Origin of the sequence: Nocardia sp. NPDC052254, from assembly GCF_040679495.1 — a bacterium.
In the GTDB taxonomy this organism is placed as follows: domain Bacteria; phylum Actinomycetota; class Actinomycetes; order Mycobacteriales; family Mycobacteriaceae; genus Nocardia.
This window is the reverse complement of record NZ_JBFAUW010000002.1, coordinates 751,229-775,337: the sequence shown is the minus strand read 5'-3', so window position 1 is coordinate 775,337 and position 24,109 is coordinate 751,229. Positions and strand designations below refer to the sequence as shown.

General features: G+C 66.7%; 17 protein-coding genes and 1 pseudogene. 11 read left to right on the top strand and 7 right to left on the bottom strand.

Annotation, left to right across the window (positions count from 1 at the left end):
* Nucleotides 1–11 precede the first annotated feature (11 nt).
* The 3 genes from AB0L57_RS08460 (at nucleotide 12) to AB0L57_RS08450 (ending at nucleotide 3,883) form a co-directional block, all read left to right on the top strand.
* Nucleotides 12–1,403 carry a S1 family peptidase gene (locus AB0L57_RS08460; RefSeq protein ID WP_364958960.1) on the top strand — a complete coding sequence of 464 codons (1,392 nt, stop codon included), beginning with the start codon at nucleotides 12–14 and terminating at the stop codon, nucleotides 1,401–1,403.
* Between the two features lie 135 nt (nucleotides 1,404–1,538).
* Complete coding sequence (locus tag AB0L57_RS08455; RefSeq protein WP_364958958.1) at nucleotides 1,539–2,885, top strand: S1 family peptidase; 1,347 nt, start codon at nucleotides 1,539–1,541, stop codon at nucleotides 2,883–2,885.
* Between the two features lie 161 nt (nucleotides 2,886–3,046).
* Entirely contained in the window at nucleotides 3,047–3,883 is an 837-nt protein-coding gene (locus AB0L57_RS08450; protein WP_364958956.1) for an NRDE family protein, read from the top strand.
* 57 nt (nucleotides 3,884–3,940) lie between these two features.
* Here the strand turns inward: AB0L57_RS08450 and AB0L57_RS08445 are convergent, their stop codons facing one another.
* Entirely contained in the window at nucleotides 3,941–4,777 is an 837-nt protein-coding gene (locus tag AB0L57_RS08445) for a hypothetical protein (RefSeq protein ID WP_364958954.1), read from the bottom strand.
* Nucleotides 4,778–5,277: 500 nt separating this feature from the next.
* On the opposite strand from AB0L57_RS08445, the gene AB0L57_RS08440 reads away from it, so the two are divergent.
* On the top strand, nucleotides 5,278–8,484 hold the full coding sequence (locus tag AB0L57_RS08440; protein ID WP_364958952.1) for a (Fe-S)-binding protein: 3,207 nt from the start codon (nucleotides 5,278–5,280) through the stop codon (nucleotides 8,482–8,484).
* Nucleotides 8,485–8,952: 468 nt separating this feature from the next.
* Here the strand turns inward: AB0L57_RS08440 and AB0L57_RS08435 are convergent, their stop codons facing one another.
* Both AB0L57_RS08435 and AB0L57_RS08430 read right to left on the bottom strand, forming a co-directional pair.
* Entirely contained in the window at nucleotides 8,953–9,624 is a 672-nt protein-coding gene (locus tag AB0L57_RS08435) for a hypothetical protein (RefSeq protein WP_364958951.1), read from the bottom strand.
* 131 nt (nucleotides 9,625–9,755) lie between these two features.
* A complete protein-coding gene (locus AB0L57_RS08430; RefSeq protein WP_364958949.1) occupies nucleotides 9,756–10,166 on the bottom strand; it encodes a hypothetical protein in 411 nt (136 codons plus the stop codon).
* A gap of 346 nt (nucleotides 10,167–10,512) precedes the next feature.
* Here AB0L57_RS08430 and AB0L57_RS08425 point away from each other — a divergent pair, with 346 nt between their 5' ends.
* From AB0L57_RS08425 to AB0L57_RS08405, 5 genes and pseudogenes are all read left to right on the top strand, one after another.
* Nucleotides 10,513–11,847 carry an XRE family transcriptional regulator gene (locus AB0L57_RS08425; RefSeq protein ID WP_364958947.1) on the top strand — a complete coding sequence of 445 codons (1,335 nt, stop codon included), beginning with the start codon at nucleotides 10,513–10,515 and terminating at the stop codon, nucleotides 11,845–11,847.
* Between the two features lie 94 nt (nucleotides 11,848–11,941).
* Nucleotides 11,942–13,192 carry a pyridoxal phosphate-dependent aminotransferase gene (locus AB0L57_RS08420; RefSeq protein ID WP_364958945.1) on the top strand — a complete coding sequence of 417 codons (1,251 nt, stop codon included), beginning with the start codon at nucleotides 11,942–11,944 and terminating at the stop codon, nucleotides 13,190–13,192.
* A gap of 459 nt (nucleotides 13,193–13,651) precedes the next feature.
* Nucleotides 13,652–14,869: pseudogene (locus AB0L57_RS08415) on the top strand (YibE/F family protein); the annotation flags it as partial.
* Nucleotides 14,870–15,472: 603 nt separating this feature from the next.
* Nucleotides 15,473–16,501 carry a fused (3R)-hydroxyacyl-ACP dehydratase subunits HadA/HadB gene (locus AB0L57_RS08410; RefSeq protein WP_364958943.1) on the top strand — a complete coding sequence of 343 codons (1,029 nt, stop codon included), beginning with the start codon at nucleotides 15,473–15,475 and terminating at the stop codon, nucleotides 16,499–16,501.
* Between the two features lie 101 nt (nucleotides 16,502–16,602).
* The gene (locus tag AB0L57_RS08405; protein WP_364958941.1) at nucleotides 16,603–17,031 is read left to right on the top strand and encodes a hypothetical protein; all 429 of its coding nucleotides are present in this window, start codon (nucleotides 16,603–16,605) and stop codon (nucleotides 17,029–17,031) included.
* Between the two features lie 96 nt (nucleotides 17,032–17,127).
* On the opposite strand, the gene AB0L57_RS08400 is transcribed toward AB0L57_RS08405, so the two are convergent.
* A complete protein-coding gene (locus AB0L57_RS08400; protein WP_364958939.1) occupies nucleotides 17,128–18,492 on the bottom strand; it encodes an Hsp70 family protein in 1,365 nt (454 codons plus the stop codon).
* A gap of 117 nt (nucleotides 18,493–18,609) precedes the next feature.
* The gene (locus tag AB0L57_RS08395) at nucleotides 18,610–19,932 is read right to left on the bottom strand and encodes a UDP-glucose/GDP-mannose dehydrogenase family protein (RefSeq protein WP_364958937.1); all 1,323 of its coding nucleotides are present in this window, start codon (nucleotides 19,930–19,932) and stop codon (nucleotides 18,610–18,612) included.
* A gap of 124 nt (nucleotides 19,933–20,056) precedes the next feature.
* Between AB0L57_RS08395 and AB0L57_RS08390 the strand changes: the two genes are divergently transcribed.
* Nucleotides 20,057–20,590 (top strand): YdcF family protein, encoded by a 534-nt coding sequence (locus tag AB0L57_RS08390; protein ID WP_364958935.1) that lies wholly within the window; start codon nucleotides 20,057–20,059, stop codon nucleotides 20,588–20,590.
* A gap of 4 nt (nucleotides 20,591–20,594) precedes the next feature.
* Here AB0L57_RS08390 and AB0L57_RS08385 read toward each other — a convergent pair whose 3' ends face one another.
* The gene (locus AB0L57_RS08385; protein ID WP_364958933.1) at nucleotides 20,595–21,569 is read right to left on the bottom strand and encodes a hypothetical protein; all 975 of its coding nucleotides are present in this window, start codon (nucleotides 21,567–21,569) and stop codon (nucleotides 20,595–20,597) included.
* Between the two features lie 162 nt (nucleotides 21,570–21,731).
* Between AB0L57_RS08385 and AB0L57_RS08380 the strand changes: the two genes are divergently transcribed.
* Nucleotides 21,732–23,375, top strand: coding sequence for a hypothetical protein (locus AB0L57_RS08380; protein WP_364958931.1), 1,644 nt, complete (start codon nucleotides 21,732–21,734; stop codon nucleotides 23,373–23,375).
* A 52-nt stretch (nucleotides 23,376–23,427) separates the two neighbouring features.
* Here the strand turns inward: AB0L57_RS08380 and dcd are convergent, their stop codons facing one another.
* Entirely contained in the window at nucleotides 23,428–24,024 is a 597-nt protein-coding gene (gene dcd / locus AB0L57_RS08375) for a dCTP deaminase (protein WP_364958929.1), read from the bottom strand.
* Nucleotides 24,025–24,109 lie beyond the last annotated feature (85 nt).

The window sequence follows — 24,109 nt, the reverse complement described above, 5'->3', positions numbered from 1 at the left end:
GAAGGGACTCCATGCGTAAGTTGGCGGCGCGTCGCGCCAAGGTGGGACGCGCCAAGGTGGCACGCGCGTCGGTGAAAGCAGCCGCTTGCGCGCTCGCTTCGACCATCGTTCTGGGCCCCTGGATCGCAACCTCACCGGCACTCGCCGATCCGGCAACCGCGCAGCTGCCGGCCGACCAATTGCCACCGGAACTGGTGCAGGCCATCGGCCGCGACCTGAAGATGTCGCCCGCGGAGTATCTGGACCGCGCCGCCCGCGCCCAGGAATTGCGTGACTACGCCCGTGGATTCCGCTCCGAACATCCCGAGGCCTTCGCCGGCGCCTGGATGGGCGCCGACGGTAAACCGATCATGGCGGTCACCTCACTCGATGCCGCGCAGATCGCCAACTCCGCCGGATATCAGACCCGCCTCGCCCCGATCTCGGCCGACAATCTCGAGGGTTCGCTCGATCAACTGGTCACCTGGATCGGCGGTCTGCCGCGCGAGCTTTCGGCCGGGATCAACTCGGTGGCCATCGATTTCCTGAACAGCCAGCTGGTGCTGAGCGTGGCCAATACGCCGGCCGGGCATCTGCTGAATCTGCCGACCCTGATCGCCAACATCAAGGTCGTACTGTCGCCCGACGGCGGTGGTCCGGTCGAACGCCGGCCGATGGCGGGTGACACCTACATCAGCGCACCCACCTCGCTCGACGACTCCGCCCTGAAGACCGTCGATGTGTGCTCGTTCGGTTTCAACAGCGTCGACGCCGCCGGAAACGCGCTGAACATCAGTGCCGGACACTGCGATCCGAATCTGGGCAAGGGTGACGGCAGCGCCGGGGTCTACCTGCCGAACGTCCGGAACCTGAAGGCCAGCCAGCAGTTCGGCACCTTCGTGAAGGCACAGCTGGGCGGTGCCACCGGATTGGACTATTCGGTGATCAAGCTCAACGACAAGGCAGTCGGCGCGGGGATGGACCAGCCCTCGGTGCGCGGCGCCAACGGAACCACCCTGACCCTCACCGGAACCGCCGAGCCGATCACCGGGGCTCCGGTCTGCAAATCGGGACAGTCCTCGACGTTCACCTGTGGCTTCGTGGTCGCCGATCGGGTCGAGACGCAATTGTTCACCACGGAGGGCGAGTCCAAGACCGTCCGGGGTTTCGCCAGCACGGCCTGCACCCTCGGCGGTGACAGTGGCGGTGCGATCGTCTCGGGCACCCTCGCCCTCGGTATCACCAGTGGTTCCAATGCCGCCGAAGCACCCGATTGCAAGGCCGCGAACATGGATCTGGCGGCGTACGGCGGGACGGCATCGCTGGGTATCCCGATCCGTCGGATCCTGAGCGATATCGACTCCGGTTCCGATGGCGGCCTGGGTTCCGGAATCGCCGTCCGGACACGCCCCAACCAGGGCTGATTCGACCTGTTACCGCCTCGTCGGTGAACTTCGGGTGACATCTCGGCTCCGGCCCACATCCGGTGGGCCGGAGCTGAGATTGGCCGATGTCCGCGACAAGTAGGCATAGCCGCACAAACCCCATATAGTCGCCTCATGCTCCTGCCACGCATCCGACTTTCGTCCGCCGCGGGACGTGCCCCGCGCACCCGCCTCCGCAGCGCGGCTGTCGCCGCCTCGGCGGCGGTTCTGGTACTCGGTCCGCTCGCGGCCACCTCGGTCGCCGACCCGGCTCCCGCCCCGGCGCCGAACCTGCCCGCCGCGCTCATCTCGGCCGTACAGCGCGATCTGAAGATCTCGCCGGAGGAATATCTGCACCGCGCGGACGTGGCCCAGCAGCTGGGAGCCTTCGCCACCACCGCACAGCGGCAGTTCCCTCAGGTGTTCGCGGGCGCGTGGCTCGATGACGCCGGCCGGCCCCTGGTCGCGTTGTCCCCGGGGCAGGGACTGGACGAGGCGAAGAAGTCGGCCACCGACGCCGGATTCGGCGTGAAGGACGTCGCGAAGAGCCAGACCGTGCTCCGCAGCGAGAAGAACGCCTTCCAGCAGTGGCTGTCCGGACAGCCGGCTGCCGTCACCCAGGCGGTGCGCGGAGTGGTGGTCGACACCGTCAACAACAGCATCGCGGTGCGGGTGGACAAGGCCGGCGTGCCGATGCCGGGCTTCGTCGACCCGGCACACGTGATCGTGATGCCGACGGCGCCGGTCGGCCCGCCGGAATCGGATCCGCAGGCACAGCCGATCGCCGGTGAGGCGCCCAACGGCCCGCGTGCGGGCGGCGACGGGTACACCTCGGTGGCGGGCAAGATGCAGCTGGTCTGCTCGACCGGTTTCAACGGTCTGGACCGCAACGGCGATCCGGTGAACATCACCGCCGGACACTGCGATCCGAACATCCCGGCCGCGGGCACCGCGAATGCGCCGGGCATGTTCGAGCTGCTGCCGGGCAACCACGTCGGCGCCCAGCTGGGCACCTTCCAGAAGTCGGTGCTGGGCAACCAGGACTACTCGATCGTCTCGATCGAGCCGGGCGCCCGGGACCGGTTCTCCAACAACCTGGTCCGGGTTCCGGGCGCGGCGCCGATCGCAATCACCGGTGTGGCCGATCCGGTCGTGGGCGCCCCGGTCTGCAAGTCGGGTGAGCGCACCGGATTCAGCTGCGGTGTGGTGAACGCCGTGGACCAGACGGTGCAGGTCGGTGACCGGGAGCTGACCCAGTCGTTCTCGGCGAACATCTGTGCGCTGCCGGGTGATTCGGGTGGCACCATGGTCACCGGGACCATGGCCCTGGGCATCTCCAGCGCCTCCTCGGTGGCCGACTATCCGATCTGCGAGATCCCGAACCTGATCGGCGCGCTGACCGGCGACGCACCCCAGCTGTTCGCCCAGCCGGTGAATCAGGTCCTCTCCGACAACCCCGGTCTGCGGGTGCGCACCAACTGAGCTTCTCCCGAAGCTCGGACACACAGCTCTACCCACGAGGGCCCGGCAGCATCTGCCGGGCCCTCGTGGCGTTCCGCCCCCGTTTCCGGACGCCCGCGAGGCAGCTCGGCGGCAGTAACCGGGGAGTATTGCGTCGGCGCCGACTGGTGCATGCTGGAGATATGTGTCTGGTTCTGCTCGGGTGGCGCGCACATCCGGATTATCGGTTGATCGTCGCGGCCAATCGGGACGAGTTCTATACCCGCCCAACCGAATCGATGCGGTGGTGGGACGAACGACCCGGCCTGCTCGCGGGACGTGATGTCGGTGCCCCCAGCGGAGTCCCCGGCACCTGGCTGGGTGTGATTCCCGGGGCCGGCCGCTTCGCGACCGTCACCAATGTGCGCGGCCCGGCCGAGGGACGCACCGACGCGCGCTCGCGCGGTGCGCTGCTGATGGATTTTCTGACCGGCTCCGCGGCACCGGAGAAATTCGTCCGGGCCACCGCTGCCGACACCGATGACTACAACGGTTACAACCTGCTGGTCTCGGATCTGGAGACGCTGTGGTGGCACAGCAATCGCAGCGCGAGCACACCGCTGGAGCTACCTCCGGGTCTGCACGGGCTGTCCAATGCGGCCCTGCTCGGTTCCGCCGAGCCCGGCCGAACCGGCGTCCGCACCGATACCGGCGCCGGTGCCTGGCCCAAGGTCCGCGACGGTCTGCGGGATCTCGGCGCCGTCCTCGGTTCCGCGGAGCCGGACGACTATTTCGCCGTCCTCGCCGACTCGGCCATCGCCCCGGACGCCGAGCTGCCGCACACCGGCCTGCCATTGGACCGCGAGCGCTCGGTATCGGCGCGGTTCGTCGCCAATACCTGGCACGGAACCCGGTGCAGCACGGTACTGCTGGTTCGGGAGGACGGCGAGTTCACCTGTGCCGAGCGTTCCTTCGCCGAAATGGGTGAACCACTCGGCGAGGTGCGCTTCCACGGACAGCTCACCACGATCCGGTCGTGAACGCCGACGGCCCGCCTTCCGAATCGGAAGGCGGGCCGTCGCGGACGATGCCGTCGATTACTTCGGCTGGTTGGCCGGCTCCTGCTTCGCAGCGGCCTGCTGGCCCGCCTGCTGCTGGCCGCTGGCCGCCGCCATGGCCGAATCCGACCACTGGGTGGTGCCGTCGGCCGCCTGCATGGTGCCGAGCAGATCGACACCTGCCGCGACCAGCGTCGGGCCACCCGCTGCAACGGTACCCACGATGCCGCCGACACCGGCGCCGGTCACCAGACCGGGAATACAACCCACCGGCAACGTGACGACACAGCCGATGGCCGCGCCGATCGCGGTGCCGACGAACCCGCCGATGGCGGTCGCCAGACCGAATTTGGTGGCGAAGTCGCTCATCGCCCGCTGATCCTCGATCGGCGAGGCGACATCCTTGAGCACCGGCTTATCGGCCTTGATGGCCGTCTCCTGTCCGGGCTTGGTCTCCTGGACAGCGGCCACCGGGGCCGCGGCGACCGGCTTGGTCAGGTCGATGTCGGCCGGCTTGTCCGGCGTCAGCTCCAGGATCGTGCCGGCCTCCTTGAGCACCGGCTTGACCGGAATCGGCACACCCGCGATGCGGAAGTCGATCGGCATCTCCAGGGCGACATTGCCGGCCTGATCCTTGATGTCGACGACCTGCTGCTTCTGGTCGGGGATGGCGCCTTGCTTCTCGACGAGTTCGAACGTTCCGTTCTTGAGCTTGGTGACAACCGTCTTGTCGGCCAATTTGGTCGAATAGTCGATACCAGGCTTCGCCGCCTCCGGCGCGGGGGCCGGTGCGGGGTCGGCGTAGGCGGTTCCCAACGCCGCGGTCATCGCACCGATGACCATCGCGGCAACCGCAGTACCTCTGCGGAATTTCATTCGGTTTCCAATCCGTCATCAGGGTTTGCCACACGAACCTTCTCCGCGAGAGCCCACGCATCCCTCCGGCCGGAATCTGCGATTTCAAACCTGAAGGACCTCCCCGAGCAGTGTGAAGGTGCACACAGCAAGCAGGACGCCGTGAGCTTAGTCGAATTCCCCGACAGAAAGCGAGATTTGTTATGCGCCCTAACAATTAGCGCGAAATTCCCTACGGATCCGACCTCGGGCCAACTAAGCCTGTCCTGGCTCGATTACCTGATTTGCCGGGATTTACGGTATGAGCCGACCGTGCACACGCCGAAATCGCAGCACAATGCGTGAGTCCGATCACACCGTAACCGCGAATGGGCCACACCACCTGCGCTGAGCCGGACGCGATCATACGGTGGACAGATAAGTTACCGACGAGTAACTTACTGGCCGTTACGATACGTGCAATCAACGGCGACCTCAGCCCGGTCGCCGCAATGCTCGTGGAACCGAAGGAAGGTCGCGACATGAATGCCCTGACAGTGACGCTGGGCACGATTGGAGCGCTGCTCAGCCTGGTGGCTTGGGCCGCGTTCATCAGCGGCGCGTGGAAGATCATCAGCGCGATCCGGGTCGGTCAATCCGCTCCGGATCGCTGGCGCCCGTTCTTCCCGCGTTTCAAACAGATGCTGGTCGAGTTCATCGCGCACACGCGCATGAACAAATTCCGGACCGTGGGCTGGGCCCACTGGCTGGTGATGGTCGGCTTCCTCGCCGGTGCTCAATTCTGGTTCGAGGCCTACGGCCAGACCTTCAAACCGACCTTCGCCTGGCCGATCATCGGCAATACCTGGTGGTTCCACCTGGGCGATGAGGTACTGGGCATCGCGACCGTGGTCGGCATCGTGGCGCTGATCATCATCCGCCAGCTCAACCACCCGCGGGTTCCCCAGCGCCTGTCCCGCTTCAGCGGCTCGAAGTTCGCGCCCGCCTACGTGATCGAGACCATCGTGCTCCTCGAGGGCATCGGCATGATCATGGTGAAGGCCGGTGTGCTCGCTCTCGAGGGTGAGCACCACTGGACCGATTTCTTCACCGGGCCGATCTCCGAACTGCTTCCCGCCAACGTGACGATGGTGTCGATCTTCGCCTTCGTCAAATTGATGTCGGGTATGGCCTTCCTGTACTACGTCGGCCGCAACATCACCTGGGGTGTGGCGTGGCACCGGTTCGCCGCATTCTTCAATATCTATTTCAAGCGCGAGGACGACGGTGGCGTCGCCCTGGGTGCGGCCAAGCCGATGATGTCCAAGGGACGCGCCCTGGACATGGAGAACGTCGATCCCGATACCGACACCCTGGGTGCCGGCCGGATCGAGGATTTCTCCTGGAAGGGCTGGCTGGACTTCACCACCTGCACCGAATGCGGTCGCTGCCAGAGCCAGTGCCCGGCGTGGAACACCGCCAAGCCGCTGTCGCCGAAGCTGCTGATCATGTCGCTGCGCGATCATGGTGCGGCCAAGGCACCGTATCTGCTGGCCGGCGGCCGTAAGGACATGGGCGGCGACGAGATCGGCCTGGTCGATGCCGAGGGTGAGCCGAACGAGGCCGCGCTGGCGCAGATCTCCGATGCCGCCAAGGCCGAGGCCGAGCGCCCGCTGGTCGGTGGCGAGGATGTCAGCGGCATCATCGATCCCGAGGTGCTGTGGAGCTGCACCACCTGTGGCGCCTGCGTCGAGCAGTGCCCGGTGGATATCGAGCACGTCGACCACATCATCGACATGCGCCGCTACCAGGTGCTGATCGAATCGGAGTTCCCGTCCGAGCTCGCCGGTCTGTTCAAGAACCTCGAGAACAAGGGCAACCCCTGGGGGCAGAACGCCAAGGACCGCCTGAACTGGATGTCCGAGCTGGACTTCGACATTCCGGTGTTCGGCCAGGATGCCGAAACGTTCGAGGGCTACGAGTACCTGTTCTGGGTCGGCTGTGCCGGCGCCTACGAGGACCGCGCGAAGAAGACCACCAAGGCGGTCGCCGAACTGCTGGCCACCGCGGGCGTGAAGTTCATGGTGCTGGGCGCGGAGGAAACCTGTACCGGTGACTCGGCTCGCCGTGCGGGTAACGAATTCCTGTTCCAGCAGCTGGCGATGCAGAACATCGAGACGCTGAATTCGGTGTTCGAGGGTGTCGAGCAGTCCAAGAAGAAGATCGTCGTCACCTGTGCGCACTGCTTCAACGCGCTCAACAACGAGTACCCGCAGGTGGGCGGCAACTACGAGGTCGTGCACCACACCCAGTTGCTGAACCGCCTCGTGCGCGGCAAGCAGCTGATCCGGGTCAAGCCGGTGTCGGAGAAGGTCACCTACCACGACCCCTGCTACCTGGGCCGGCACAACAAGATCTACAACGCGCCGCGTGAGCTGATGGCTGCCTCCGGCGCGGCGGTCACCGAAATGCCGCGGCACGGCGAACGATCCATGTGCTGTGGTGCCGGTGGTGCCCGCATGTGGATGGAGGAGCAGCTCGGTAAGCGGATCAACCTGGACCGCACCGACGAGGCGCTCGCCGCGCTGGACGGCGGCAACTCACCGTCGCTGATCGCGACCGGCTGCCCGTTCTGCCGCGTGATGCTCACCGACGGCGTGACCGCGCGCAAGGACTCGGGCGAGGTCGGCCAGGGCGTCGAGGTCGTCGATGTGGCACAGCTGATGCTGCAGTCCATCGATCGGGTCGAACCCGCCACGCTGTCGGAGAACCTGAAGGTGATCCAGCAGCCGAAGGCCGAGCCGGAACCGGTCGTCGAGGAACCCGCCGCCGAGGCTCCGGCCGAGGCGGCCGACACCGCCGAGGCCGCGGCTCCGGCCGCTCCCGCCGGTAAGGGCCTGGCCATGAAGGGCGGCGGAAAGGCGCCCGGCGGTGGCGGTCTGGGCATGAAGGGCGCTGCCAAGGCGCCCGGCGGCAAGGGCCTGGCCATGAAGGGCGCCGCGAAAGCACCCGGCGCCAAGGCCGCCGAGGAAGCTCCGGCCACCGAGTCTTCGGAGGCGCCGGCGACTCCGACCGCCAAGCCCGGCGGCCTGGCCATGAAGGGACCGGCGAAGGCTCCGGGCGGTAAGGGCCTCGCGATGAAGGGTGCGGCGAAAGCACCCGGCGCCAAGGCCGCGCCGAAGCCGGCCGAAACCCCTGCCGAGGCTCCCGCGGCGGAGACCGCGGAAGCCGCCGCACCGACCGCCAAGCCGGGTGGTCTGGCGATGAAGGGCGCCGCCAAGGCACCCGGCGGTAAGGGTCTGGCCATGAAGGGCAAGGCGAAGGCCCCGGGCGCCCAGCCCGCCGCCGACGCCGCCGAGAGCCCGGCGGCGGAAACCGCTGCGGCCGAGGCACCTTCGGCCGAGTCGGCGGCCGCCGAGACGCCCGCGGCGTCCGGCCCCACCGAGACCAAGCCGACGGTGGCGCCCAAGGGTCTGGCGATGAAGTCCGGCTTCAAGCGCCCCGGCCCGAAGGCGCCGGGCGCGGCCAAGCCTGCGGCCCCCGAACCGGCCGCCGAGTCCGCTGCTGCCGAATCCAGTGCTCCCGCAACGGATTCCGACAGCGGAAACGGCGAGGCGCCGGCTGTCGCGGAACCGGCCCCGAGTGGTGACACTGCCACCGAGGCCAACGGCACCGTCGCTCCCCCGGCCGCCAAACCGGGTGGTCTCGGCTTCAAGGCCGGAGCGAAGGCGCCGGGTCGCAAGAACTGATCGACACCCGATACGACATCGGGGGCGTTGCCGATCCGGCGACGCCCCCGATCTCGTTCCGGCGCTTCTTGTCACGACGCACCGGCCGGACAACGGCGCGAGACCCGGTTTCTCGCTGACCGAACAGCGCGGCGGCCACCGGACCACGGCCGCATCCTGCTCATGGCGGGCCGTACGGCCGGTTATGCGATCGAGCCACGCGGAGAATACGTTTTCGGTGTCGTGGCAGGACAAGCGATGCACCGCCATTTCACCCCGTGCACGGGGATGACCCCCGGCCGGTACCGGCAGCGTCTCGCGATCGATCGCGCGACGGATCACCTGGAACCCGAACGCCGGCCGTCCCTTCCGGAAACAGCCGGCCATCGTGGCATCGAAACGGATCGATCGCCCGCACCGCCCCGAGCCCACACGGCGATCGCGGATTCGGTCACATCACAACGTGACTGCGATCCGCTGCCGCGACAGTTACTTGTCCTTGAACCATCTCGTGGTGCCCGGCGCGGCGGACAAGGTGTTGATCACATCGAATCCGGTGATCAGCAGGGCGGGCCCGCCGATCGCGATCGTGCCGAGCACACCACCGATTCCGGCGCCCGCGACCGCGGCCGGCAGACACCCCACGCCCAGCAGCGGCAGGCCCATGATGCAACCGGTGACGCCGCCGACGATCGCACCGACAGCGGTACCGAGGAAGGTGCCCACCGCGGTGGCGATGCCGAAGTTGGTGTCGAAATCGTCCATCGCGCGGTGGTTTTCCATCGCCGAGGCGACCGGGCGCACGGCGACCGGATGGTCGACGGCGGCGACGGTGCGCTCGGGGGTCAGTTCGAGAACGGTGCCGTTGTCGCCGACCACCGATTTCACCGGAATCGCGGTATCGGCGATCCGGATCTCGGTCGGCAGCGAGACCACGGTGGCACCGTCGGCATCGGTGACCGCATAGGACTTGTGGTCGTCGGCGAGCCGGAAGGTCCCGCCCTGCAGGGTGGTCACCACGGTCTTGTCGACGAGTTTGACGGAGTACTTGATCGCCGCCGGACCGGGCGCGGGTGCCGGCTCGGCATGAACTACGGCGGTACCGGCGGACAGCGCGCCGACGACCAGTGCGGATACCGCGGTAAGACGCTGGAGCTTCATCCGGCAATCGTAAACAGTGCTATGTCACATTTGGGCCGAAATCTGAAGATATATCGTTCCGAATCCGGGTCCGCCTCCGACAGGCAGCGAGGCGGACCCGGTCCGGTGGCAGTGAGGACCGGTCTGCGGGTTCAGTCCTCACCGCCCCTTCCCACCGCCAGCGCCGTCGTGACGACCTTGGATAGAGGTGGAAGTTCTCGGTCCGGCATCGGCGCCACGATCCAGCGGCAACCCTCGCGCGTCCATCGGCCCAGACTGGTCGGCATCATGATCTCGCCGCCCGACGAGGGGATCTCGATACCGAGACGATCCAGAATCTCCGAAACCTGCCCACCGGGCCGCCCGTCCGGGAACACCAGGAAGCTCCAGCGAATACGTCTGGCAAGCACGGGACCACAACCGCCGTGCTCGGCCAGGGAGGCGCACACCCGCTCGGCGCGGTCGGCCGGTAGGTGGACGATACCGACGCTGCCGTTGATCGGCAGGGTGACGAAACCACCGCGCTGGATACATGTCAGACCGGCCTGATGCCGGTAGAACATCACCCAATCGTCAGCGGTCCGGAGCTTCTCGACATTCACGGTTTCTCGACATTCCGGTGTTCGGGAGTTCGGGGTTCGACCGGACGTTCGGGACTTCTGAACGTTCGCGGTCCAACAAGCGTCCCGCCACTACGTCGGCCCCGAAACGCCCCCACACGCGCCCAGCACTGCCCTTTCACTGCCCAAACCGGCTGGACCTGGATGTTCCCCGATACCAGCTCGATTTCGGATGTGGCTGCGATCACCGTCCGCTCGTACTCTGGAGATCAGTTCGCGCGGAAGGGATGACATCGTGGTCCGGCAGTGGTCAGGTAAGGAAGCCCGTGCCCTCCGCGATGCCAAACGGATGAGCATCCGGGAGTTCGCGGCCCATCTGGGCGTGCACGAACGGCTGGTCTCGAAATGGGAAGCCGGGGGTGCCAGAGTGCATCCGCGGCCGGTCAACCAGGCCGCGCTGGACACATCATTGGCCAGGTCCGACGAAGTCGTGCGGGCACGGTTCGCGGCGATGATCGACGAGTCCGTCGATCGCTCCGAGCCGAAATTCGAGGTGCGCCAACACCATTCGGCGCACAGCAAGTATTCGAGCGACGCGGAACTTTTGGCACTCGTAGACGCAGGTGCGATGAGGGGTGATGCGTTGGCCGAGATTTCGGAGAGGGATCTGATCATGGCGGCTGCCCACGAAGCCAGCGAGCACGCCGGTCGCGCCGAGGCCAGTAATGTCGGCACCTCCGCGCTGGAACAGCTCGATGCCGATGCCACCCGTATCGCGCGAGAGTACGTCCACGTGCCGCCGGTTCCGATGATGGTGGAGATGCTGAGGGTGCGCCGGCGGGTGTATCGCTTGCTCGAAGGCCACCAGAAACCCGCGGACACAAGCCATTTGTATCTGCTGGCCGGAACCCTGTCGGGCCTGCTGGCCAATGCCAGTACCGATCTCGGACATCTCGACGCCGCGGGCGAGCAGGCTCGCGCGGCGTGGGCCTACGCGGAATTGTGTGGCCACAACGGTTTACGCGCTTGGACGCGCGGAATGCAGGCATTGATCGAGTACTGGTCCGAACGGCCGCGGCGCGCGGTGATGCTGGCACAGAACGGGCAGCAGTACGCGGATTCGGTGACAGCCAAAGTGCGCCTGCACAATATCGAGGCCCGGATCTGGTCCAAACTCGGCAGTGCCACCGATGCCCAACGCTGCATCGTCGCCGCCGACGCCGCTCGGGCGGGCACCGGTACCTGCGACCTGCACGACGAAACCGCCGGTGTCTTCGGCTTTCCCGAGGCCAAGAGTCACTACTACGCCGGTGCGACCTACATCCATCTCGGTCAGGCCGGACCCGCGCTCACCGAAACTCAGCACACCATCGATCTGTACAGCGGCGGACCACGCGAGCAGCGCTCCTACGGCGCCGAGGCGCTGGCCCGGGTCGACAATGCGGCGGCCCAGCTGATCAATGGCAGCCTCGACGGAGCCGGCGACGCGTTACGCCCGGTGCTGGAGCTGTCCGAGGATCGGCGCATCGCACAGCTGGAGGAGCGGCTCACCGGATTGCGCCGCCGCATCGCGGGCCCGGAATTCCGGGACGCGGTGGAGGCGCAGCGGCTCGACGAGCGGATCGAGGAGTTCTGCGGCACCAACGCCGCGACCGGCATGCTGCCGGTGAATCCGCCCGCCTGAGCGGGGCCGCCCGACCGCCGGGCCCGGCGGTGGCACCGACCGCCACCGCCGGGCCTCGAATAAGTATTTGCGACGCGGTGGCACCATTGATCAGGTGAGTCCTACCAGCCAGTCACCGCAGCAGCCCCCACGAATTCTGGAGCAGTCCCTCAAGCTTCAGAACGTTCTCTACGAGATTCGTGGGCCGGTACACGCACATGCGGCACGGCTGGAGGCCGAGGGGCACCGGATCCTCAAGCTCAACATCGGCAACCCGGCGCCGTTCGGCTTCGACGCGCCCGATGTGATCATGCGCGACATGATCGCGGCGTTGCCGTACGCGCAGGGTTATTCCGAATCCAAGGGCATCCTGTCCGCGCGGCGGGCCATCTTCACCCGCTACGAACTGGTCCCCGGCTTCCCGGAGTTCGACGTCGACGACGTCTACCTGGGCAACGGCGTGTCCGAGCTGATCACCATGACCATGCAGGCCCTGCTCAACAGCGGTGACGAGGTGCTGATCCCGGCACCGGACTATCCGCTGTGGACCGCGATGACCAGCCTCGCAGGCGGCACCGCGGTGCACTACCTGTGTGACGAGTCCAACGGCTGGCAGCCCGATGTGGCCGATATCGAATCCAAGATCACCGACAAGACCAAGGCCCTGCTGGTGATCAACCCGAACAACCCCACCGGAGCGGTGTACTCCGCGGAGGTGCTGCAGCAGCTGGTGGATCTGGCCCGCAAACATCATCTGCTGCTGCTCGCCGACGAGATCTACGACAAGATCCTCTACGACGACACCAAGCACATCTCGCTCGCGACATTGGCGCCCGACCTGCTGTGCTTGACGTTCAACGGTCTGTCCAAGGCCTACCGGGTCGCCGGCTACCGGTCCGGGTGGCTGGTGATCACCGGGCCCAAGGAGCACGCGGCCGGCTTCCTCGAGGGGATCGACCTGCTGGCCTCCACCAGGCTGTGCCCGAATGTGCCGGCGCAGCACGCCATTCAGGTGGCACTCGGTGGATATCAGAGCATCGAGGATCTGATCCTGCCCGGCGGGCGGCTGCTCGAACAGCGCGATGTGGCCTGGGAGAAGCTGAACATGATCCCCGGCGTCTCCTGCGTGAAACCCAAGGGCGCGTTGTACGCGTTCCCGCGCCTGGATCCCGAGGTCTACGAGATCCACGACGACGCCAAGCTCGTGCTCGACCTGCTGCTGCAGGAAAAGATCCTGATGGTGCAGGGCACCGGATTCAACTGGCCACAGCACGATCACTTGCGCATCGTGACCCTGCCGTGGGCCAGGGACCTGTCCGTTGCGATCGAGCGATTCGGGAACTTCCTCGCCAGTTATCGGCAATAACTCCTGCCAGTACCCGGTGAAACAGACCGCAAGTTCGGAAAATAGCGACTTTTTAAGATTCGCTAGTGCAAACTTCGGTGATTTGTGTACAGTAGTCCTCGGCACTTACGGTGCCCCGGCAGAGCCGCCTACCCCCCTGGGCGCCTCTGCCCTGGATTCGGCCGCCTACCCCCCTGGGCCGCCGAATCCCTTTCGGGCGGCGGAGACATCCCCCTGCTCTCCGCCGCCCGCTCCCCCGCCTCCCCGGGACTTTTGGCCTGGTTGAGGTGCGGGGTTTTTTTCGTTGGCGGCCGGGGGTTGGGTTGGCTGGTTCCTTTTGCCCGTGCCCGGTGAGTTACCCATGTTCTTGCGAGATCAGTGGTGCGGTTGAGATCACCTGTGGATGGTGGGGGCGTCTGGCCAAAAATCCCGGGGAAGCGGAACAGCACTGTTGAAAATCAAGTCCGTTAAGCTCGCCGGGTGAGCGACCATCACCACCATCATCACGATCATTCCGGGCCCATCGCCATCGGGGATACCGCTGCTCGGGTGGTGGTGGGGACGTTGACCGCTATCGGGGTGGTCGTGGTTGTCGCCATGATCTGGTTGTGGCCCAGTCATCAGCATGTGGATATTCCGTTGCCGATGCAGAACGGGGGCGGCGGGGCGGTGCAGACCGAGGCAGGCACCGTCACCATGCAGGATCTGGGGCCGTGCGGTAGCTCGTCGATCGGGCGGGTGTTCGCCGATACGCCGCAGCCTCCGCCGACGAACGCCTACATCTGTCAGCGCAGTCTGGTGTCGATCGAGTCGGGGCCCGCCAACGGCAGTCATACGCTGCTCGAGATCGCACCGGGGCCGGGGCAACCGGATCTGCACGCGGGAGACCACATCCGGCTGGTGCGGCAGGACGATCCCAACGGGAACACCGTGTACTCGTTCGACGACTACTCGCGCGGGTTGCCACTGCTGCTGATCGCGCTGGTCTTCGTCGTGGTCATCGTGGCGGTGGCACGGTGGCGGGGACTGCGCGCGGTGATCGGCCTGGTCTTCGCGTTCGGCATCCTCGTGGTGTTCATGCTGCCCGCCCTGCTCGACGGGAAACCGGCTCTGCCGGTCGCGCTCGTCGCGGGGGCGCTGATTCTCTACGCGGTGCTCTATCTGGCGCACGGGGTCAACCTGCGGACCAGTTCGGCGTTGCTGGGCACGCTCAGTGCGATGGTGCTCGCGGCGGTGCTGTCCTGGGTGGCGTTGGAGGTCACCCATCTGACGGGGCTGTCCGAGGAACAGAACACCAATGTCGCCACCTATATCGACCACGTCAGCATTACCGGACTCCTGTTGGCGGGCTTCATCATCGGCTCCCTGGGTGTACTCAACGACGTCACCATCACGCAGGCCTCCGCGGCGTTCGAGCTGGCGGCCATCGACCAGGAGGCCACGCGGCGCGAGGTTTTCGGCGCCGCCATGCGCGTTGGGCGCGATCACATCGCGAGCACCGTCTACACGCTCGTCCTGGCCTACGCGGGCGGGGCACTGCCGCTGCTGCTGATGTTCTCCGTCGCCGGGCGTTCCATCCGGGACGTCCTCACCGGTGACGCGGTGGCCATCGAGATCACCCGTTCCGCGGTCGGCGGTATCTGCCTGGCCCTGTCGGTGCCGCTGACCACCGCGATCGCCGTCCTGCTCGCCCGGCCGTTCGGGCAGCGCGCCGCACTCGACGACGAGGACGAACCCGCACCCCGCCGCACTCACGCCGCGGCGCCCGCCGGACGGCGAGCCGCCGGCGGCGCGGAGCCGGGCGGTGCGCGTCGCCGTGCCCCCGCTCCCGGCTCCCCGGATGGGCGCCGTCGGGTGCAGGATCGTGATGCCCAGACCACCGGCAGCCACCGCAGAGCCCCCCGCGCCACCGGCGAGCAGCCGCGGATCCCCGTCCGCCGGCCGGAAAACACCGGGGCCCAGCGCATGGTGGATCCATCTACTGGGGACAGCACGGGCGCCCACCGCAGACTCCCACCACGCCCCCCGCGCTCCGGCGAATTCCCCGACCGCCGAGAAGCGGGCCCGAACTGGCCGACCACCCACTCGCCACAGCCGGACCGCCCGCCCCGGCCCGACGATCCGAAGCGCGGCCGGCCCTCCTGGCCGACAACCGATCACCGGGAGTGAGGGCACCCATCCCGGGTGCGCCCAACAGCGCCGCCGAGGTGCGGTGCAGTATGCATTGCGATGTGACGAGTTCTGCTGCAGCATGAGCGCCGGACGATCAACGGACCGGTCGAATCCGATCGAAGGAGCGGTATGTCGGAAACACTGAGTGACGTCACCGAATTGGTGGGACACCGCTATCGCGCGGACGACCACTACGAGGTCGGCCGGGAGAAGATCCGCGAATACGCGCGTGCGGTACAGGATTTCCACCCGGTGCACTGGAGTGAGGACGCCGCCCGCGAACTCGGATATACCGGACTGGTCACCCCCACCACCTTTCTTTCCACCGCCGCGATGCTGGCCAATCGCAAACTGTTCGAAACCGTCGTGGTGGGCTACGACGTGTTCGTGCAGACCGATCAGGTTTTCGAGCTGTACAAACCCGTCTGCACCGGCGATCGGCTGATCAGCGACGTCGAGATCTCCGCGGCCCGTCGCATCGCGGGCAAGGATCAGCTGACCGTCACCAACACCTTCGTCGATCTCACCGGTGACGTCGTGCAGATCATGCACACCACCATCATCGGAGTCACCGCCGAGGAGGCCGACGGCGGCATCGGTGGCGCGATCGACGGCGTGATCATGAACGGAGTCGACTCGCCGTCCCCGGGCTCGGCCGCCGGTCTGTTCCCCACGGCGCCGCTCGTCGACAGCAGCCCGCATCTGTCGGGTGAGTCGCGAAACCGGGTGCCGCGCACGACGATCCGATTCGCGGACATCGCAGCCGGAATGGAACTCCCGGCTCGTACCGCGCGGATCACACGCGGCGATCTCGTGAACTATGCCGGGGTGGCCGGCGATGTGAACCCGATCCACTGGCACAACGGGGTCGCCGCACTCGCCGGACTTCCCGATGTCATCGCCCACGGCATGCTGACCATGGGTCTCGGAGCCGGATTCGTCACCGCCTGGGCGGGAGATCCGGGCGCGCTGCTCCGATACGGGGTGCGGCTGTCGAATTACACGATCGTCGAATCCGATACCGCCGGGGAAGTGGAATTCAGCGGCCGGATCAAGTCCGTCGACCCGGAGACCGGGACGGCCGTCGTGATCATCATCGCAAAATCCGCGGGGCGCAAGATCTTCGGCTTGGCGACGGCGGAAATCCGGCTCGGGTGATCCGCGAAACGAGGGTGGCGAACGCGGTCGAATGCCGCTAGGGTCGGTGCGTTCCGCCGTCAAGAAGTCGGCGGATTCAGTTCTACTCGGGGGTGGGCCTCATGGCATTCCGTAAATCGACGATCCAGAAACAATTGGCCGCGAAGCTGGCCGAATTCGCACCGCAGGGTGAGCAGATGCAAGTCGCCTTCCAGGCGATCACCGGCCCCAGCCCGTGGGTCGACGATCTGCCCTACGTGCGGCTCGCGATGCTGTTCGTGCGCAAGTACTACTTCGTGGTGCTGACCAATACCTCGGTGGTCATCGTCGAGGCCAACAAGTGGAGCGGCAGGCCCGCGAATCTGGTTTGCGCCGAGCACTTCAGCACGGCGCAGTTCACGGAGATGCAGATCAATACGATCTGGTCGAAGGTCTTCTATCGGCTGCCGCACACCGGTGCACCGGAGCGGCTCAATGTGCACCGCCGCTGGCGCGAGGAGCTCGACGCCCTGGTCGCCCGGCTTCCGCAGCAGCCAGGCGTCGCCGCCTGACGACCGTCCGGATCGCGGCGCGGAACTCCTGGCCGTGTGCTTGCGAAAGCCACACGGTGACATGGAGTTCCGTGTCGTGACACCGCGGCCGCGCGGTTATTGCCGGGGCGGCGGGAACAGTGGCGGAATGGTCGGCACCATGATCGGCGGCAGCCCGGGGACCATGATCATCGGAGGTGTCGGGGGCGGTGGCGGGCCGGTGTTGACCGGGCCCTGCCAGTCCGGAGTGGGTGCGACGACCGACGCGTTGGTGGCCTCGGGAGTGGGCGGCCCCGTGGTCACGTCCGGAGTGCGAATCGCCGGAGCCGGTGCCGAGGTCGAGGCCGAGGTATTGCTCTGGGAGTCACCGCGCAGTGCCGACTGACCCCATCCGAGCCCGACGCCCAAGGCGGCGACCACGACCAGCGCGCCCGTCGCCGCACCGGCGATACCCAGTTCGCGGCGCCGCCCGGCCCGTGTCCGGCCCGTCTTACCGCGCAACATCTTCCGGCCGCGCCCGGGCGGGCCGCCCGCGAGCCATACCGGCTCGAGCTGCACCGTATCGTCCGCGGACCCGCCCGCCACCGGCGCCGGTGCGGCCGCCGCGGGCGTGGCCGCCACCCGGGCGGGGCGAGCGAGCAGGGCGGCACCGCGCACGATCACCGTGTCCGGATCGGCGGGCACCAGGACCGGCATTCCCATCCAGCGTTCGAGAATCCGTGCGATGAGTGGAATCCGCGCACAGCCGCCGATCACGAACACCGCCTGTACGGCTTGTTCGGAACGCATGATGACATCGCGGGTCATCCGGGCCGAGGATTCGACGGCCAGCATGATCAGCGCTTCGAAGTTCTCCTGCGACAACAACACGAGGCCGTGTTCGGACGGCACCGCCACCGCGGTGGTACTCGACAGCTGCTCCTTGGCCTGCCGGCACATCCCGTCCAGGGTCGCCAATCCCTGTGCGGTGGGCGGATGTTCGATCCGGCCGGATGCGATCTGCTGTTCCCGGATCAGCGAATCCAGATAGTCACCGCTGATGTCACTGGTGCGCTCACTGTGACCGACCTGGCCGGTGGCGACATCCACCACACTGACCGTGAGGCCGGAAGCGCCCAGGTCGTACAGCGCGACGGTGTGGTACCCCTGCAGCTCTCCGGTGGCGCGCAGGAATTCCCGCGCGGCGGCGACCTCGGGCACCATCTCGTAATTGGTGAGCTGACGGCGGGCGAGGGCCGACCGCAACATGCGCGCATGCTGTTCACTGCGATAGGCGATGGCGGTGGCGGCGATATCGGGTGCCGATCCGAGAACGGCGCCGACGGTCTCGGCGGCCACATCATCCATCGACTGCTGTTCGCCGACGGTCAGGGTCTGTACATCGAATCCGGTGGCGACGAGCCGTTCGGTGGAATTACCGGGATGCGGCAGCGCGACGCGAATGGCGCCGGCCCCCACCGAAACTCCCAGTACCGAACTCATCTGCCGCCCATCTCGATTCACGCCTCACGGCCGGTCCGCCCGTGGCCGCGCGATTACGCTCCCGAACGGGCCCGATGCGCAACGACGAGGGTCCCACTGTACCCGGTTTCCGCCAGCCTACGGCGTGCCGAGTCCCGCGTACACCCATCCCGCACCGGCCCAACGGCCACGCTCGAGGCAGTTGCGGCCATCGATGATCGAGCGGGCCCGGACCACGCCGTCGAGATCGTGCGGTGACAGCGCCGTGAACTCGGCCCATTCGGTGAGTACCAGCACGACATCGGCACGATCACAGGCCTCCGCGACCGAGGTCGCGTAGTTCAGCGTCGGGAACACGCGCCGCGAATTCTCGAGCGCCTTGGGGTCGTACACCGTCACCACCGCACCGTGCAGCTGAATCATCCCGGCCACATTCAGCGCCGGGGAATCGCGCACATCGTCGGACTCGGGCTTGAAGGCCGCGCCGAGCACCGCGACATTGGCACCGAGCAGCGAGCCGCCACAGGCCTTGGCGGCCATATCGACCACCTTGGCGCGCCGGCGCATGTTGATGTTGTCGACCTCACGCAGGAACGCCACCGCGTGATCGGCGCCGAGTTCACCGGCGCGGGCCATGAAGGCGCGGATGTCCTTGGGCAGGCAGCCGCCGCCGAAGCCGAGGCCGGCATTGAGGAACCGGCGACCGATGCGGGCGTCGTGGCCCAGGGCGTCGGCCAGAACCGTCACATCCGCGCCGGTGGCCTCGCAGACCTCGGAGACCGCGTTGATGAACGAGATCTTGGTGGCCAGAAAAGCATTGGCCGACACCTTCACCAGTTCCGCGGTGGCCAGATCGGTGAGCAGGAACGGGACCTGCGCGGCGATCAGATCGGCGTAGATCGCACGGACCTGATCGCGCACCCATTCGGCCCGATCCCGCTGTGCGTCGACTCCGAGTACGAGCCGATCCGGGCGCAGGGTGTCGCGGACCGCGAAACCCTCCCGGAGGAATTCCGGATTCCACGCCACCTCGACCTCGGTGCGCGACCGCGACCGCATACGTCGTCCCAGTTCGGCGGCGGTGCCGACCGGTACGGTGGATTTGCCGATCAGCACGGCCGGGCGTTCCAGCAGCGGCGCGAGCGAATCCGCCACCGCGTGCACATATTTCAGGTCCGCGCCGTACTCACCCTTCTTCTGCGGCGTGCCGACCCCGAGGAAGTGGGCGTCGGCGTGCGCGGCAGCCTCCTCGTACGAGGTGGTGAATCGCAGCCGGCCCGCATCGAGATTGCGCCGCAGCACCTCCTCGAGGCCGGGTTCGTAGAAGGGCACGACCCCGTCGGACAACTTGGCCACCTTGCCGGGGTCGATATCGACCCCGAGTACCTCATGACCGAGTTCGGCCATACAGGCAGCATGGGTGGCTCCCAGATATCCCGTCCCGAATACCGTCAGACGCATAGTCGATTGATACGTGCCGGGTATGGCCACCCCGCATCCACGAGGGAAGGCCGCAGGCAACAGCGGATGTACAGGGGGAAACCGGCGGTTACCGGCATATTTGCCCAGCACATACGATCGCTGGGTGCGGAAACGGTGGATACGCGCGGCGGCCGGTGTCACGGTACTGGCGGCCGTCGTGGTGGCGGCGCTGTGGCCGGTGTACGTCCGGCCGCGAACCGACCCTCCGGGTCCGGCCGATGCCATCGTGGTGCTGGGCGGTGCCCACGACGGCCGCGAGGAGGTGGCGCTGCGGCTGGCACACGACGGCTACGCACCGCAGGTCGTCTTCTCCGATCCTTACGACCACTCACCACTGATCAATCGAATCTGCCACGGCGGCTACAGTTTTCGTGTCAGTTGCTTCGATCCCGATCCACGCACCACCCGGGGTGAGGGCCGGGAACTGGCGGCCCGCGCGGCCGCCCAGGGCTGGCGGCGGGTCATCGTGGTCACCTTCACCCCGCACATCTCCCGCGCCCGTTATGTGCTCGGAAAGTGCTGGGACGGTGAGCTTCTCATGGTGGACGCCGCACCCCACATCGGGGTGGGTCGATGGGCCTACCAGTATCTCTACCAGTCGACCGGATATCTGAAAGCCGCCTTCGAGGATTGCTGATCGGCTACCGCGGCGGATACCCGGCACGGGCCAGCTCGTCGAGGCGATCGCGGATGTGACGCACTCGCTCGTCGGGCGCCGGATGCGGCGACCACGCCGAGACCGACAGCGCGTACAGCGCCGCCGACTCCTGTACCCGCAGTGCCCGATTCCACAGGGCCGCACCGAGATCGGGACCGTACCCCAGATCCACCGCGACCCGATCCGCACCGAACTCGATCCGGCGGGCGATCGGGACCAGTGCACACGCGGCCACCTCGGGCGCCACCCGCAGCGCCACCGCGGCCGGCAGTCCGACGATGACCGTCGACGCCGCGATCACCGGGCAGGCGACGAGGATCCGGCTGATCGCGTTCCAGCCCATCCCGACCGGACGCGCCGCCCCCGGTGACAACTGCCTCGTCAGCCAGGCCCCGGCCGTAGCCGGGCCGGAGAGAAGGATCCGCTCGAGACCCACCAGAGGCAGGTTGTAGAGCCGGAATACCAACTGGCACAATGCGGTCCGACTGTGGAAGTGACCACCCAGCGCCTGCGCCAGCACGGCCTCGACCTCAGCGGGCGGCAGTTCGGTGACATCGCTCACCGCGATCATGCGATGTGGCAGCGCCAGTTCCCGGCCATCGGTGCGCACCCACAGCGAATACGCGCCGGCCGGCACCCCCGCCCGGCCCGCCACCCGCTGCCATGCGGCCCACAGCACGGGCTGCTCGTCGTGGTCGGGCGGCCGGATCCCGAGTGCGCCGGCCAACCGGCGCTGCCCGGCGCCCAGGAAGCAGCCGGTCGCCGCGGCCACACAGATCACCAGCCAGACGATCGCCAGAATGCCCGGAATCGAGAAATCCATCGCCAAGCCGAGCCCGTAGAGCAGGACGGTCAGCACCGCGGCCGAGGGCAGTGCGGCCAGTAACAGCCCGGCCCAGGCCCGGATGTGATCGGCCGCCGAGGGCCGCAGCGCGGCGCTCGGACCGGATGAAGTCACCTTCGCAGGATGGTCGGAGGTCATGCACCACGGTAAAGGGAAGTGACAAAGACGCACGTCGGGGGGTGTTACATGCCGGTAACCGGACGGAAAAACGGACACCACATCCCGCCCGCACCCTCGAGGGGCCGCGCTGTGCGCGGGAACGATGAGGAGTAGATCGTGGTGGATGTGCAATCCCGTCCGGCGACCGCTGTCGCCGCGACGAAGGAAACCCTGGAGGACTACACGCTGCGCTTCGCACCGCGCAGCTACCGCAAATGGAGTCCGGCCGTGGTCGGCGTATCGGCACTGGGCGGTATCGCCTATCTGGCGGACTTCTCGATCGGTGCGAATGTCGGCATCGCCAACGGCACCGGAAACGCACTGCTCGGCATCGGCATCTTCGCGGTGATCATCATGATCACCGGATTTCCGCTGGCCTACTATGCCGCGCGCTACAACATCGATCTGGATCTGATCACCCGCGGCAGCGGATTCGGATACTACGGGTCGGTGATCACCAATCTGGTGTTCGCCTCGTTCACCTTCATCTTCTTCGCCACCGAGGGTTCGATCATGGCGCAGGGGCTGAATCTGGGGCTGCACATACCGCTGTGGCTCGGCTATCTGGTCTCCACGCTGCTGATCTTCCCGCTGGTGATCTACGGGATGAACACACTCGCGAAACTGCAGGTCTGGACGACACCGCTGTGGCTGGTGCTGATGGTGCTGCCGTTCGTCTTCCTGCTGATCCGGCATCCCGATTCGATCGACTCGTTCTTCGCCTACGGCGGTAAGGACGGTAACGGGGTCAGCCTGTCCGGTGCCCTGCTGGCCGCGGGCGTGTGCCTGTCACTGATCGCGCAGATCGCCGAGCAGATCGACTATCTGCGTTTCATGCCGCCGAAGACTCCCGACAATGCCCGCAAATGGTGGGGCTGGATGCTGCTGGCCGGTCCGGGCTGGGTGCTGTTCGGTGCCATCAAACAGGTCGTCGGACTCTTCCTGGCCGTCTATCTGATCGCGAATCTGCCGGGCGCGCAGAACATCGCCAATCAGCCGGTACATCAGTTCCTGGAGATCTACCGGGATATGGTGCCGTCCTGGCTGGCCATGACCCTGGCCGTGGTCCTGGTGGTCATCTCGCAGATCAAAATCAATGTGACCAACGCCTATTCGGGATCGCTGGCGTGGACAAACTCGTTCACCCGCGTCACCAAGACCTATCCGGGCCGGCTGGTGTTCCTGGGCGTGAATCTGGCGATCGCGCTGGTGTTGATGGAAGCCAACATGTTCGACTTCCTCAACGACATCCTCGGGTTCTACGCCAACTGCGGTATCGCCTGGATCGTCACCGTCGCAACGGATATCACGATCAACAAGTATGTGCTGAAGCTGTCACCGAAGCAGCCCGAATTCCGGCGCGGCATGCTCTACAACTTCAATCCGGTCGGACTCGTCGGATTCGGTTTGTCGGCGGTGCTGTCGATCATGGCTTTCTTCGGGGTCTTCGGTGCGACCCTGAAGCCGTATTCGCCGATCATCGCCGTCGTGATCGCAATGGCCGCCACCCCGCTGACCGCGGTGCTCACCAAGGGCAGGTACTACCTGCGCCGCGACCACGACGGAATCGAAATGGACATGTTCGACGAGCACGGTAATCCGTCCGGTGAAACGCTCACCTGTCACGTCACCGGAATAGATTTCGAACGCCCCGACATGATCGCCTCCGCGGTCCCCGGACCCGAGGGCGAAATCCAGTACATCAGTTCACTGGCACTGTCCACCGACAAGTCGGGAGATCACGTACTACCGCCGCGATGAACACGCGCCACCACGAATGCCACGTCCGGATTCCGGGCGTGGCATTCGGGCGTCAGGACGGCGACGGCGGAACCGTGTTGTCGGGCAGCGGGAAGTTCAGATAGGCGCGCGAGGGGGTGGGGCCACGCTGACCCTGATATTTGGAGCCGGCCGCGGCGCTGCCGTACGGATGTTCCGAGGGGCTGCTGAGGCGGAACAGGCACAGCTGGCCGATCTTCATCCCCGGCCACAACGTGATCGGCAGATTCGCCACATTCGACAATTCCAGTGTGATGTGACCGCTGAAACCCGGATCGATGAAACCCGCGGTGGAATGAGTGAGCAGACCGAGCCGGCCCAGACTCGATTTACCCTCCAGCCGCCCGGCCAGATCATCGGGCAGCGAGCACACCTCGAGCGTCGAGCCGAGTACGAACTCGCCCGGATGCAGGACGAACGGCTCCCCCTCGCCCGGTTCGACCAGGCTGGTGAGCTCGTCCTGACGCTGCGCGGGATCGATATGGGTATATCGAGTGTTGTTGAACACCCGGAACATTCGATCCAGCCGCACATCGATACTCGACGGCTGAACCAATTTCTCGTCGAACGGTTCCAGCCCGAGTCGCCCGGTGGCGAGCTCGGCACGTATGTCGCGATCGGAAAGCAGCACGGCGGCCAGCCTAGTTACCGCCCGCGCGCGGACCGCACCGGCCCGAGAACCGCAGGCCGGCGCGATGAGGGCTTGGACTCGGAGT